Source organism: Lacimicrobium alkaliphilum (genome assembly GCF_001466725.1).
GTDB classification, from domain to species: Bacteria; Pseudomonadota; Gammaproteobacteria; order Enterobacterales; family Alteromonadaceae; genus Lacimicrobium; species Lacimicrobium alkaliphilum_B.
Genome location: NZ_CP013650.1, coordinates 2,577,670 through 2,591,416 on the forward strand (window position 1 = coordinate 2,577,670; position 13,747 = coordinate 2,591,416).

Sequence of the window (13,747 nt, forward strand, 5' to 3'; positions counted from 1 at the left end):
ACACCCTCAGGTTATGCAATTTCCAGTACCGGATTTGACTGCTGTGCTCCGGCATGGGCTTTTGCTCCCACACCAGCGGAAATATAGGGCATTAACCGGTGGATAATGCCTTCTACGGTAACTTGTTGCTGATAATCGGCCAGCGCAATCTCACTCAGCGCTTTGCTCGAAGCCATGGTGAACACAAAGGTGCCGATGGCAAAATGCAAACGCCAGAACAACTCGGCTTTAGATAATTCCGGCACCGCCAGGTGCACCGCATCCACAAAGTTCTTCAGCATTTGCCCATAATGAAAGGTAATATACTTACGCAGGTGCCCCTGGGATTCTGAGTAGCCCCGGCCCAAAAGGCGCACAAACAGCGCGGTACCATCAGGGCGAACCTGATTAAGCAACAGCAATGGCTTTACCAGGCTGGCAAAAACCTGATCAACGCCGGGCTTAGGATGCTCAGCCAGCAAGGCCTTAACTTGCTGATCCACCTGTGGCATAAAGACTTTCAGGTAGCGCTGCAGCACCTCCTGAATCAGTTGCTTCTTGGAGCCAAAATGGTAATTAACAGAGGCCAGATTCACTTTAGCCTCGGTGGTAATTGCCCGCAATGAGGTGTCGCCGAAACCATGTTCGGCAAACAGCCGCTCTGCGGCATTAAGGATTTGTGTTTTGGTATCCATCGCCATATATCAAACACCCAATTCAAACAGTAGTTTGAATTTATACGCTTATCATCACAATTTCAAGCGCGCGTTTGAATTTCTTTGAGTTATTTTTGATTACATCCTGTTACAGAAAGAACTGGTAAGAGGTGTGTAAGCTGCTGATATTGATGTTTTTTATTCGCTTTTTTAGCGCAAGTGAAAATTATTGGAACTGAACGGTAGCTGAACGGGTCATATAAGTCAGTAAAGGTTGATACCTTTTTTTCCTCTCCCTGGACCCGATTTCACTAGCGCTTTTTGAAACCGGGTCTTTTTTTATCTGTATCTCTTTTCTCCCTTCCCTATCCGATACCATTATTTCAGTACCTTGATATACTGGCGCTAATGGCTGAAATAACAACGATCATCAGCCCAATAATAAAAAGAGGGAATACTATGCAACGACAAAAACTTACCATACCAGCCCTGGTTGTAGCGATGGCACTGGGAACATCTGCCTGCCAACAGCAACCGGAGAGTCAATCACCAGACACCGCCAAGGCGCTGACACCAGAAGACGCGCGCAATTTTCTAAAAGATGCTCAGGCTGAACTGGAAAAACTGCAACTACCCGCTGTCCAGGCCGCCTGGGCTTATGCTACTTACATTAATCAGGATACTGCCGCTGTTTCGGCTTATTTAAGCGAAAAGCTCTCTTCGCGGCAGGCAGAACTGGCCAAAGAAGCCGCGAAATTCAGCGATGTACAGGTAGATGCCGACGCCCGCCGCCAGTTAAATCTACTGGTGAATTCCTTTGTATTGGCACCGCCATCCGATTCTGAGAAGTCAGAGCGTCTGGCCAAACTGTCATCCGAACTGGATGGTATGTACGGCAAGGGTAAATATTGCCCCGAAGAGGGCGAATGTATGAGCCTGGGCGATATGACCGCGAAAATGGCCAGAGTACGTGATCACGAACAACTGCTGGATATCTGGCAGGGCTGGCGGCAAATCAGCCCGCCCATGAAGCCTTTGTATGAAGAGCTGGTAACCCTGGCTAATGAGGGCGCACAGGAGCTGGGCTTCGCTGACACCAGTGAACTGTGGCGTGGCAAGTATGACATGCCCGCCGAAGAGTTCGGCCCTGAACTGGACCGGACCTGGAATCAGGTAAAACCTTTTTATGATGCCCTGCATTGTCACGTGCGAGCCAAACTGGGTGAACATTATGGTACAGATGTGGTACCGCAGGACCTGCCTATTCCGGCGCACCTGCTGGGCAATATGTGGGCACAGACCTGGGGCAATATTTACGAGCTGGTAAAACCTGAGCAAAAGATGAAGGTACCGGATGTGACCGCCGCCCTCAAAGATCAGGATTATGACGAAATAAAAATGGTCAAACAGGCTGAGTCTTTCTTCAGCTCCCTTGGCTTTGAAGAACTGCCGGAAACCTTCTGGGAACGTTCTCAATTTACCAAGCCCCGTGACAGAGAGGTCATCTGCCATGCTTCGGCCTGGGATATTGATGATAAAGACGATCTGCGCATCAAAATGTGTATCCAGAAAACCGGGGAAGAGTTTAATGTTATCCACCATGAGCTTGGGCATAACTATTATCAACGTGCCTATAAAGACCAACCCTTGTTATACCGTGGCTCAGCTAATGACGGCTTCCATGAAGCCATTGGCGATACCATCGCCTTGTCAATCACGCCTAAATACCTGAAGCAGATTGATCTGATTGATGAAATACCTGATGAGTCCAATGATATTGGCATGTTGTTGCAGGTAGCGCTGGATAAGATTGCTTTCATCCCATTCGGCTTGATGGTAGATCAGTGGCGCTGGAAAGTATTCTCCGGTGAGGTCAAACCCGAAGATTACAATAAGGTCTGGTGGGAGCTGCGCGAGAAATATCAGGGTGTCAGAGCCCCTATTGATCGCCCCGCCGATGCCTTTGACCCTGGTGCCAAGTATCATGTGCCGGGCAACACGCCTTATACACGCTATTTCCTGGCGCATATTCTGCAGTTCCAGTTCCATAAGGCGCTGTGTGAAATTGCCGGTGACGAGGGCTCCATCCACCGCTGCTCTATCTATGGCAGCAAAGAAGCCGGTGAGGCCCTGAATGCGATGCTGGAAATGGGCATGAGCCGCCCCTGGCAGGAAGCGCTGGAAAGCCTGACCGGTTCGCCGCAAATGGACGCCACCGCAATACTGGACTACTTCGCCCCGCTGAAAACCTGGCTGGATGAACAAAACCAGGGCCGCCAGTGCGGTTTTTAAACTGACAGCCTGTTTTAAATAACGAAAAGGTCGGCCATAGCGTCGACCTTTTTATTGCCTGAAATCCATGTTGATGTTGATTTCTGCAGCAGTTTGTCGCGTATTCAGGCAAGACAGAGTGTATGTAGTTACTCTGAATGAAGGGTAACCCAGTATCAATGCATTACAGACTCTGCCCGAAAGATTCGAGCCAAAACTCAACACGCCCTAATCCAACATTGCCTTAAGGTGCACAATCACACTGCGGCCCAGCGCGCTCAGGGCATAGCCCCCCTCAAGCGTTGAGACCATGCGTCCCTGGCAATGTTTATTGGCCAGCGCCTTAAGCTGACTGGTGATCCAGTGATAGTCGGTTTCCACCAGCTTAAAGTGAGCCATATCATCTTCAAAGTGCGCATCAAAACCGGCAGATATCATAATCAACTCAGGGGCAAACGCATCCAGCTTATCCAGCCAGCGATCCTGAATGGCCTGCTGAAAGGCGTCACTATCCGTGCCCGCCGGTAGTGGCAGGTTGAGTATATGCTCATTGCCAGGCCCGACATTATAGGGGTAGAAGGGATATTCGTAGCTGGAACAAAAAAGCACCCGTTGATCATTAAAAAAGATATCCTCGGTGCCATTGCCATGGTGCACATCAAAATCCACGATAGCAATGCGTTGCAGACCATACTGATGCAAGGCGTGCATGGCACCCACGGCAATATTATTAAACAGACAAAATCCCATGGCCTTATCCCGTTCTGCATGGTGCCCTGGCGGACGCACCGCACAAAATGCCTGGGACATTTCCCCGGATAATACTGCATCCACCGCCTGAATATTGGCGCCCGCCGCATACAAGGCCGCCTCCAGACTGTGCGGCATCATTTGAGTATCCGGATCCATCTGGACCTGGCCTGACTCCGGTGACAACGCAAACACCCTGTCCACATATTCCGGGCTATGCGCGCGATATAACTGAGTCAGCTCAGCTGCTATGGCCTGCTGTCTGACAACAGAAAACTCCATGCCGGAGGCGATCAACCTATCATTAATTGCATCCAGCCGCTCCGGACATTCGGGATGCTCATTACCCACATCGTGCTCACTGCATTTAGGATGACTGATAAATAACAGGCTCATTGGCTCTCCAGCGACAGGCGCAACATCACTTCACCTGGCTCTTCAGTGGGCTCACGGACAAAACTGGCATTTTCGAAAATTCGCAACATGGTTTTATTGTCGGCCCTTACATAAGCCTGCATCATTTTTACCCCTCGCTGTTTCGCTATGTTGGCCATTTCGCTCAATAGCTGCTTGGCCATACCCTTGCCCCTGTTGCTCTCACGGGTCACAAAAGCGACCTCGCAGGATTGGCCGTCATTACTCAGATAGTACCGACCAACCGCCTGGATTTCCGATACCGAGCCATATTGTTTCACTATACACAAGGCCAGGTCTCTGGACTGATCCACACTTACCAGCCCACAGGATTTTTCACGACTCATCTGAGTGGGAATATGGTTATACCTTAAATATAGGGTTTCTTTAGTATGGGAATAGAAAAACTCCTGCAAACGCCGCTCATCCGCCGGGTTCAATGGACGCAGATCATAATTCTGGCCCTCAACACGCAGGGTTTTTACATTAATCGGACTAAGCTCCGGTACTTCTCTGGGATAGTCCTTCTGATAATGCGGCACCCAGTAATGCTCACGCACCTTTTCCAGCAGCTCGGCACGAAACTTAGGGTGCGCCACCCGAATTAATTCCAGCGCCCGCTCCCGAATACTGCGCCCTTTTAATGAGGCTACCCCAAACTCAGTGACCACATAATGCACATGCCCTCTTGAGGTCACCACCCCACTGCCCGGAGTAATAGTAGGCACAATACGCGATATGGTTCCCTGTTTTGCCGTCGAGGGCAGCGCAATAATGGGCTTGCCGCCGGGGCTCAGGGCGGCACCGCGGATAAAGTCCACCTGACCACCTATACCGCTATAAAACTGATAGCCAATAGAGTCTGCCACCACCTGTCCGGTCAGATCCACTTCCAGTGCACTGTTGATGGCGACCATTTGATGATTGCGGGCAATGTTAACCGGTGAGTTCACATAGCTGCTGGGATAAAACTCCACATGGGGATTATTATGCACAAAGTCATACAACCTCTGACTGCCAAGACAGAAGCTGGTAACCGTTTTGCCGGGATGAAAGGTTTTATTGCGATTATTGATCACACCCTTAGCGATTAAATCGATAACGCCATCGGTAATCAATTCACTGTGGACCCCCAGGTCTTTGTGATTGTGCAGGTAACGCAATACGGCATTGGGAATTTTGCCAACGCCAAGCTGGATGGTCGCGCCATCTTCCACCAACATCGATACATATTGGCCGATACGTTCGGTTTTTTTATCCGGCTCGTAATCAGGCAGGGCCGGCAATGCCTGTTGCCGTTCAATGCAGGCATCCAGCTCACTGACGTGAATGAACGAGTGGCCACTGGTACGGGGCATTAAAGGATTGATCTGGGCTATCACCCGTTTTGCTTTGCGTGCCGCCGCCAAGGTCACATCCACCGCAACACCCAGCGAACAATAGCCGAATTGATCAGGTGGACTGACCATGATTAACGCCGCATCCAGAGGCAGAATATCCTGCTCAAATAACGAGTGAACCTCAGATAAAAAGCACGGCGTATAATCTGCGCGCCCTTCTGCCACTGCCCGTCGAATCTTATCACTGCCGATAAACAGGGTATTGACCTTGAACAGTTCACTGTACTCGGGTTCTACCCAGCGACTGTCGGACAGAGTCAGAGTATGGACAATCTCAATATCATGCAAACCATGACTATCTTTGATCAGATCATCTATTAAACCGTTTGGCACCCCGGCATTAGAGCCGAGAAATACCCGGCTGCCGGATTTAATCAGTGCCGGCCAGTCGGGACGATTTGGCAACGCAACATACATAAAGCTGTCTGAGCTCCTGAATCCCACGGAAGTCTGATCATATCCTCCCTATGCACAACAGTATACCCAGCGTTGCAGCCGGATTACCGATAAGTCTCAATGCCTCAATAAAAAAGCCGCTGTCTTTCCAGGCAGCGGCTTTTGCTTTCACATCTCAGTACTTTCTTATTGTCAATCAGAGACTTGTACAGGTGGCTGAAGGACTTTTTCCCATCGGGTAGCCAGAAAATCAAACAGAGTCAGCCGATCTTCTCCCTGATACTCATCTTCACCGTAAATATGACTGTCGTTAAAGTATCTATGCTGTTGAGCAAGAAAAATGCCAGCTTTGTTTTGAAGATCACCATATTCCATCGCAATCATATCCCAGACTCTCTCATGATAAAAAATGCAGTTATCGCCAGCCACAGATTCAAATGACAGGGGTTTACAAAACTGCCCATCAGGACTACCCCAGACATATTGATAACGCCGTATCAAAACTTGCTTATTATCATTAATTTGCCAATAGCCTGGCATGTCTATTATTTCATCTGCCGACAACTCGCCATCTTCATTACTATCTCTGCTCCAAGATGTCTTTGCAGAGCCATCTATGTTCAGTTCAACCCAGAACTTTTCAAATGGATCTTGCCTATACCTATACATCGGTGACGAATAAATACCCGCGATATTCTCCACCGTCAGTGCGCTATCATCAAAATTATTGGTAACAGCCCAGCCTGTGCCAGCATATGCTTTACCAGCACGGTATAATTTTATATTTACCTGCAATTTGCCATTCGGCACCTGCAAAAAACCAATATTGGCAGAGCCAAAAATCGTATCGTCATCCAGAGTAATTGACACAGTACCATCTGTTGTCGGAACCCAATCCCCACTTACTATAGTGTTGCTAACACTTCCCTCTGCATCGACAAGAGGATAAAGAGCCTCTAGCTGTCCTCCATCCTGCCAGTTACCAGAAAACTTCAGGCCGATACTTTTATAGCTGGCAGTTTCTCTACCCCATAGGAGATCAGGATTGACAAAGGGAACCGAAAGCTCAGGCAAAGTAACAACAAACTCCTTATCGAGTTGTATCGCCCTATCTAATCCAAGCAGTTGATTATTGTTAATAAACCTCAGACTATAAGTTTCCGGACGATATTGAACCTTGAATTCGCTATCACCATAGCCGCCGAACAGCTTTTCCTCATTAGTCTGAGTAATCAATAAAACCTGCTCGCCGCCTGGCAGACTTACAGCCTTAACGATCAGATCACTGTAGAATACCTCGCAGGGTAATGACGAATGAAGACCTAAGTCCATTTCCGCACAGTAATCTTCATCTGTTTTCTGTTCTGGTATAAGAACAAGCTGCAAACCATGCTCAGTTTGCTGCCACGTAAAATCAATATGGCCTTCGCTAAAAGAAAACGCACCATTACCTGCATTATCAAAAACTAAACGCCCACCTAGAGCGGAGTAAGCAACGGAAATGGAAGACTTCTCAGTCACCTCATTGTCATATAAAAATAACGTTTCATCACCAGTTTGAACGGCTGGTTCGGCTGTGACAAAAAGTTCCGACTCGGCTTGATAGTAAACCACAGTATGGTTTCGCTTAACTCTATCCAGAAATCTATCCGTAAACAGTTTATCCCGGGCATGAGCAAGCACATCACCCATTTGAATATCCAGGTAAGACAGGTTCTCTGACTCTGCATTATCCAGAATCAGTTTTATCATCAGCGCCGTATCCGCAATGTCGACAACGGCCATCTTTGCACTGACCTCAGCCAGTTTAGCTTCACCAGAAAGCGCTGCGATATCAGGTTCCGGAATTCTCTGTGCCTGCATATCAAACAAACCGTGCACGGCAGTACTGATATGATCGATTCTGGCGTTGTAACGCGCAAAGCCCTCTTCTTGCTGTATACTTTCTGCTTCCACCTGCGCGACTGTGCCAAGTATGGCACTTAACGCCATATTCTCGTTTTCTACAGAACGAGCGACCAATGCCATCATTTCAACGCCCTGGTCCGCATCAACGCTTAACGGCAAACTGAAATTGCCTGTCATATCGGCATTAAACTCGGTTACCTCATTCCCCACAGTCAGGGTTAGCAACGCCCCTGCAAAAAGAGACTCAGGTAATTCACCGGTCAGTTCAAACTCGTACTTAAACGCATTAACCAGCACATTAAACTCGTGCTCAGTAAAATCCCCCTGGTTGTCCGTCACCGTTACCTTAAAACCAAGTTCAGTATCTTCAGTGACAGAGGGCGTCACAAAACTTAACACGTGATCATTAACCTTAAGATCTGTCACTGCCGGACCGCTAACCTGCTCCCATACATAACTGACGACACTGCCTTCAGCGTCTGTTGCAACAGCCTCTACGCTATGACTGGATGCTTCGGCGGCCGTGAGTCCTTCAATGGTCACTTCAGGTGGAGCATTTGCGTTAGCTGTTAGTGTTATCTGCACACTGGCAGTAGCCCCATCGTCATCCGTCACTTGCAGCTCAAACACAAGGGTTTCAGTTCCTGACACCTCAGGAACAGCTATCGTCAACTCTGCACTGCCAGGCTGCTCAAATTCTATGGCCGGGCCGGAGAGTTGCTGCCACTTATATTCAGCAATCTGACCATCACTGTCATTTGCTGACACCGTAAGAGTGATCTCCTCGCCTTCGGTGGCAGAAATGTTAGTGGTGGATAGAGTCGGAGCCTGATTAGCGGGTGGCAAAGACGATTGCTGAGAGGACGAAGAAGAGCCGCCGGAACCGCCGCAAGCGGAAATCAATAATAACAATGCCAGACTGGCGATTTTATTCTTCATTATTTGTATCACCTCAAACTACACAGGATACAAACAATAACTTAAGTGCATCCTTTCTGATTTAATCCATGCTCTCGAAACTGAAAGCCATAGCCATTATCTATAGTTCTGTTGTTCAATCAAGCACAACATAGAACAGAAACCTGGAAAAGAGAGGTCTGGCCTATGTCAAGATTGCCTGAGCGTTAACCTGTATCACTAACACTTCCGTTGAAAAAAGCCGACAGTCCGCAGAAAGAAACACAAAAAAAGCCGCTGTCCTGGCAGGCAGCGGCTTTTGCTTTCACTATCAACGTATTAGCTTAGAAGGTGTACACACCTCTGATGTAATAGAAGCCACCATTAATCCCCATTGGCGAGGTGGTGGGGAATTTCGACCCTACCACACCAGCGAAGGGGTTCAGATCCGGTTCATTGTCGAACAGGTTCTTGGCACCACCGGCAATCTGGAAGTCATCGGTAAGGAAATACCCCAGTTCCAGATCCACCGTCAGCTCAGCACCGGGATAGATATCCAGGCCACCACCGGCATCCACATGATCTTCATAATAATCACCGAAGTAATTCAGGCGCATCAGTGCTCTGAAATCTTCTTTAGAGTAGTTCATGGTATAGGTGGCGCGGTGTGCTGGCAGGTTGTCTTCAAGCATTTCTACCTTAGCCAGGTTGATGTTATCAGGGTTGAAATCATCCACCGTGGTGTCTGTCCAGTTGTAAGCCAGTGAGTATTTCATATCACCGCCGAACACTTCGTTGCTGTAGTTCATGACCACATCAATACCCTGGGTAGTGGTATCGAAGTCATTGGTAAAGTACACCACGCTGCTGAAACTGGTCGCATCACGAATACCCTGATCCAGCAATGCCTCAATATCTTCAGGAGTCAGCGGAATGGCTGAAGTACGGCTTAAACGATCAGTCACCTCAACATTGAAGTAATCGATAGTCAGGTACAAGCCATTTTCAAACTCACCAACCAGGCCAAAACTGTAGGCCACAGAGTCTTCCGGCTCCAGCGGCTCACCGCCTTTCAGCGCAGCAATGGGGTTAGTGGGGGGCAACAGGGCCTGATCCTGTAATTGGGTGCCGACAAAGGCGGTGGTCACGTTGATGACGTTGCTCTGACCAACTGTGGGTGCCTTAAAGCCGGTGCTTACTGCGCCACGCAGGGCGAAGGTGTCGGTCATCTGCAAACGGGCCGATAACTTACCGTTAAAGGTGGAACCAAAGTCGGTAAAGTCCTCATAGCGGGCTGCGGCACCGATCATCAGATTTTCCGTCATATAGGCTTCAACATCAACATAACCCGCCCAGTTCCCACGGCTCCATTCACCAGCGGCCTCTGGTTTGATACCAGGGAAGCCGTTAGAACCTATACCAAAGCCCTGAGAAGTGCCCGTGGCCGGGTCAAAGGCCAGCGGTCCCACTGCAAAGGATGCCGGATCGCCCGCTTCCTGTTTAAAGGTTTCACGGCGGTACTCAATACCGGCGGCAAATGCCAGTGGTTCATACAGACCATCGAATTCAAATTCTTTGGACACGTCGAGGTTAAAGTTCTTATCCAGCTGGCTGGCGGTACCAGGCGCAAACTCTGTGGGGGTATCCGGCCCCAGAGACGGGTTAAGGGTGTTTTTAATCTTATACTCAATTTGCGAGTAACCCATACCAATGCTGATATCGTAGAACCATTCACTTTCAGTGTAACCTTTGGTACCCATTACGATAGAGGCGTCGGTGACTATGCCACCAAAACGCGGCGTAAAGCCGCCAGGAAACATCTCGTTAAAGGCCCAGCAATTGGCACCCACTGCGGTACTGTTGTCTGCGATTATTGCGTAATCAGCATCATCCAGCACATTGCCGTCGGTGATGCTCACACCCGGACACTCTATACCCTGCCCGACTCCATCTAAATCACCTACTAACAGGGTTTCACCACCATCATTGGAGAACACACCACCACGGGTATGGGGATTACGGTAGTAAAAGCCGCCTTCAATCTCGCGGTCAGCCCAGTTGGTAAACATATAGGCTTCTTTATCGTTGCCCAAATCCAGACCAAAATTGCCTACCAGTTTGAAATCATATTTGATTTCAGGAGTACCCCAGATTTGTGCCGGATTCTCAATATCGGGGTTACCTGCAGCGGCCAGGGCAGCCGCATCATCACGCTGCACACTGCGGCTGGTGGGATCAGCCTCACGGTATTCCATAGAGAAATTGGCAAAACCATCATCACTCAGCGGCAGGCCAATATTACCAGCCACCTGAAGGGTATCACCGTCACCTTCCATGGTTTCGCCCCAGCGTGCTTCGATCATGCCACCGTCACTATCATCTTTAAGCACAAAGTTGATTACCCCGGCGATGGCATCAGAGCCGTATTGTGCAGCCGCGCCATCACGCAGAACTTCAACCTGTTTCAGTGCAACTGCGGGGATATTAGAAATATCCGGGCCCTGGGCGCCATCTGACAAGCTGCCGCCAAGGAAGGTAATTACTGCGCTGCGATGGCGGCGCTTACCGTTAACCAGTACCAGGGTATGATCCGAGGCCAGACCGCGCAGGTTAGCCGGGCGTACCAGTGTAGAGGCATCATTAATGGGCTGATCATTAACGTTGAACGAGGGCACCACGGTGCTCATCATCGACATCATATCGGTAGAGCCCTGTGCGGCAAACTCTTCCGCGCCGATAATATCCAGAGGAACCGCAGAATCACCTACAGAACGCGGTGCGGAGCGCGTACCGACGATGGCGATTTTCTCTACGGGTCCTGTTTCTTCGGCGCTGGTTTCATCTTCCTGCGCCGATACGTTTAAACTTACGGCCAGACTGACCGCTGCTGCTGATGTGAGGGCATACTTGATGCTTTTAGACAGATGTGTGATTTGGGTAGGCATTGACCTTCTCCAACTTGTCGTTTTTATATCGTTGGTACGGCCAGTCTTAATGAACAACCGTACCGCATTTTATGACATTGCACCGCAAACTCTTATCGGTTTGTCTGATGAAACAATGCCTTATTGTTATAGTACGAAAGTACAGTTTGCGTGATGAAAACCGTCACCGGTAGCTACACTTATATTTGAAAAGCTTAGCCAGCTGGCTTCAGGAATGCTCCATTTATCTCACAAAAAGCACCACTCGCCGCTACAACATATCGACTTAAACGATACAAGACAAGAGAAAGGAGAAATTTCTTTTGAAAGCATACAGATATAGTTACAGGCTATAGATGGCAACGGCTGTCCATAACAGCCCGGCAACGCTCGCGGCCAGGGTGGCGGGATAAAGCTGAGACTTCACATGATCCATCAGATCACAACCGGTGGTCATAGAGCTGAGTATGGTGGAATCAGATATGGGTGAGCACTGATCGCCATAAACACTGCCGTTTAGCACCGTCGCGAAACACACCATCATAAACAGCTCGGGATTAGCCAGTTGCTGATCCACCGCGATCACCCAGGCCAGTGGCATAGCCAGCGGGAAGGCAATAGCATACGTGCCCCAACTGGTGCCGGTGGAAAAGGCAATAATCATGGTAATCAGCTGTAAAGTGACCGGCAGTAGCCAGAATGGCAATCGCTCACCGAGTAAGTCGATAAGATAAAGCCCTCCGCCCACTTCCTTGCTGATACCACCGATGGTGATAGCCAGCATCAGTACCACTGAGGCCACCACCACGCTTTTCCAGCCATCGCCGAAACCATCCAGCAGATCCTCCAGCGACATGCCCTTCACCAGAGCAATGGTCGCAGCCAGCACCAGGGCCGCCCAAAGGCCCAGTTAACTTTTGGTGTACCTAAAAACACAAAGCTGCCTACCGCGATCCCCAACAGTGTCACGAGCGGCAAAATAAATTCCCACTGATTAGAACGGTAGTGTTCAGGTACATGGGCCCGGTGAATCTCTCCTGAACTCATGGGCCGGGCTTGTGGTGCATCGAGCTGCCCGGTTTTTGCAGCCCGATGGTTGGCTTTTTTAAGCCGCGAGCCGGAGAAGGTCAGAATATTCATGGCCAGCAGAAAGGTACCGAACACCGCCAATATGGCGTAAAAACTTAAAGGCACACTGGAAAAGAAAAAAGCGATGCGATCGGCTTCGGTAGCCAGAAAGGCTACCCCCGGCACAAAAATAAAGGCCTGTACATAAGCCGGCCAGGCATTAAAAGCCAGAAACACGGCTATGGGTGATGCGGTAGAGTCCACCACATAGCTGAGCTCTTCATGGCTGACGCCGGCTTTATCGGCGATGGGCCGCACGGTTGTACCGACTAAAACGGTACTGATAGTGCCGCCCTGAAAGAACAGAATACCCAGCATCCAGGTCACCACTTTGGCGCTTCTGGGCCCACGTACAAAGTGTCTGGTCATGCTTTCGGCAAAAGCCTGAGCGGCACCGGTTTTAGCCCAGATGCCGGTCAGCCCGCCCAGCAGCCACAAATATAGAATCAGAATAGCTGCGGCGCTCTCAGTACCCAGACTCGGGATCAATACCTTGTCGATAATATCCAGTTGCCCCATCAGAAAAGCGCCACAGACAATACCACCGAGTAAAGCAATAATAGGCTCACGACAGATCAGGCACAGGGCTATGGTGATAAAGGCCGGTAATAATGACCAGGCGCCATAATGGTAATCGGTTTTAAGCAACACGATCTCACCATCAGGTTTTTTAACCCATTGGCGGGTCAGTTCAGGGTCGCCCTCAAGCTGATCCAGCGCGGCTTGCCTGAGCACAGAGTCCTCGTAGTCCACCAGCTTTTCAATCAGTATTTCTTCGCCCTGATGCCGGTATTTGAGTTTGCCGTCAGCGGTTTCGAAGGTTTCATACAGATAGCTCTGCTCTTTCCACTGTGGGCTCTGGTATTGATGAGCTAACAGTGCACCAACACAGCCAAGCAGCAATAAAATCCAGGTAAAGGCGTTGCGAGACACAATACAGCTCCGCTAAAAGTATGAAAAGAAAGATAAAATAGCATTAATTACGGGTAAAAAGCGAGGCTGACATATTGTCCCCATACCCTGT

The 13,747-nt window shown here is 49.4% G+C and carries 8 protein-coding genes; 1 reads left to right on the forward strand and 7 read right to left on the reverse strand.

All coding sequences use genetic code 11. The annotated features are described in order from the left end of the window. Positions 1 to 11 precede the first annotated feature (11 nt). Positions 12 to 680 (reverse strand): TetR/AcrR family transcriptional regulator, encoded by a 669-nt coding sequence (locus AT746_RS11705; protein WP_062480517.1) that lies wholly within the window; start codon positions 678 to 680, stop codon positions 12 to 14. Between the two features lie 414 nt (positions 681 to 1,094). Here AT746_RS11705 and AT746_RS11710 point away from each other — a divergent pair, with 414 nt between their 5' ends. Then, positions 1,095 to 2,927 carry a M2 family metallopeptidase gene (locus tag AT746_RS11710; RefSeq protein ID WP_062480519.1) on the forward strand — a complete coding sequence of 611 codons (1,833 nt, stop codon included), beginning with the start codon at positions 1,095 to 1,097 and terminating at the stop codon, positions 2,925 to 2,927. A 207-nt stretch (positions 2,928 to 3,134) separates the two neighbouring features. Here the strand turns inward: AT746_RS11710 and AT746_RS11715 are convergent, their stop codons facing one another. The 6 genes from AT746_RS11715 to AT746_RS11735 form a co-directional block, all read right to left on the reverse strand. Next, on the reverse strand, positions 3,135 to 4,052 hold the full coding sequence (locus tag AT746_RS11715) for a histone deacetylase family protein (RefSeq protein ID WP_062480522.1): 918 nt from the start codon (positions 4,050 to 4,052) through the stop codon (positions 3,135 to 3,137). After that, positions 4,049 to 5,887, reverse strand: coding sequence for a GNAT family N-acetyltransferase (locus tag AT746_RS11720; RefSeq protein ID WP_062480524.1), 1,839 nt, complete (start codon positions 5,885 to 5,887; stop codon positions 4,049 to 4,051). The genes AT746_RS11715 and AT746_RS11720 overlap by 4 nt, the downstream gene beginning before the upstream one ends. Before the next feature lie 171 nt (positions 5,888 to 6,058). Then, positions 6,059 to 8,713 (reverse strand): PKD domain-containing protein, encoded by a 2,655-nt coding sequence (locus AT746_RS11725; RefSeq protein WP_062480526.1) that lies wholly within the window; start codon positions 8,711 to 8,713, stop codon positions 6,059 to 6,061. A 302-nt stretch (positions 8,714 to 9,015) separates the two neighbouring features. After that, positions 9,016 to 11,616, reverse strand: coding sequence for a TonB-dependent receptor plug domain-containing protein (locus AT746_RS11730; RefSeq protein WP_062480528.1), 2,601 nt, complete (start codon positions 11,614 to 11,616; stop codon positions 9,016 to 9,018). Positions 11,617 to 11,938: 322 nt separating this feature from the next. After that, a complete protein-coding gene (locus tag AT746_RS20070) occupies positions 11,939 to 12,484 on the reverse strand; it encodes a Na+/H+ antiporter NhaC family protein (RefSeq protein WP_231730926.1) in 546 nt (181 codons plus the stop codon). Beyond that, positions 12,457 to 13,656: a hypothetical protein gene (locus tag AT746_RS11735; RefSeq protein ID WP_231730927.1), complete on the reverse strand. Its 1,200-nt coding sequence runs from the start codon at positions 13,654 to 13,656 to the stop codon at positions 12,457 to 12,459. Before AT746_RS11735 ends, AT746_RS20070 begins: the two co-directional genes overlap by 28 nt. Positions 13,657 to 13,747 lie beyond the last annotated feature (91 nt).

Bases quoted from the DNA above. Each gene is read 5' to 3' on its own strand.
- AT746_RS11705 (WP_062480517.1), bottom strand. From the start codon at position 680: ATGGCGATGGATACCAAAACACAAATCCTTAATGCCGCAGAGCGGCTG.
- AT746_RS11730 (WP_062480528.1), bottom strand. From the start codon at position 11,616: ATGCCTACCCAAATCACACATCTGTCTAAAAGCATCAAGTATGCCCTC.
- AT746_RS11725 (WP_062480526.1), bottom strand. From the start codon at position 8,713: ATGAAGAATAAAATCGCCAGTCTGGCATTGTTATTATTGATTTCCGCT.
- AT746_RS11715 (WP_062480522.1), bottom strand. From the start codon at position 4,052: ATGAGCCTGTTATTTATCAGTCATCCTAAATGCAGTGAGCACGATGTG.
- AT746_RS11710 (WP_062480519.1), top strand. From the start codon at position 1,095: ATGCAACGACAAAAACTTACCATACCAGCCCTGGTTGTAGCGATGGCA.
- AT746_RS11720 (WP_062480524.1), bottom strand. From the start codon at position 5,887: ATGTATGTTGCGTTGCCAAATCGTCCCGACTGGCCGGCACTGATTAAA.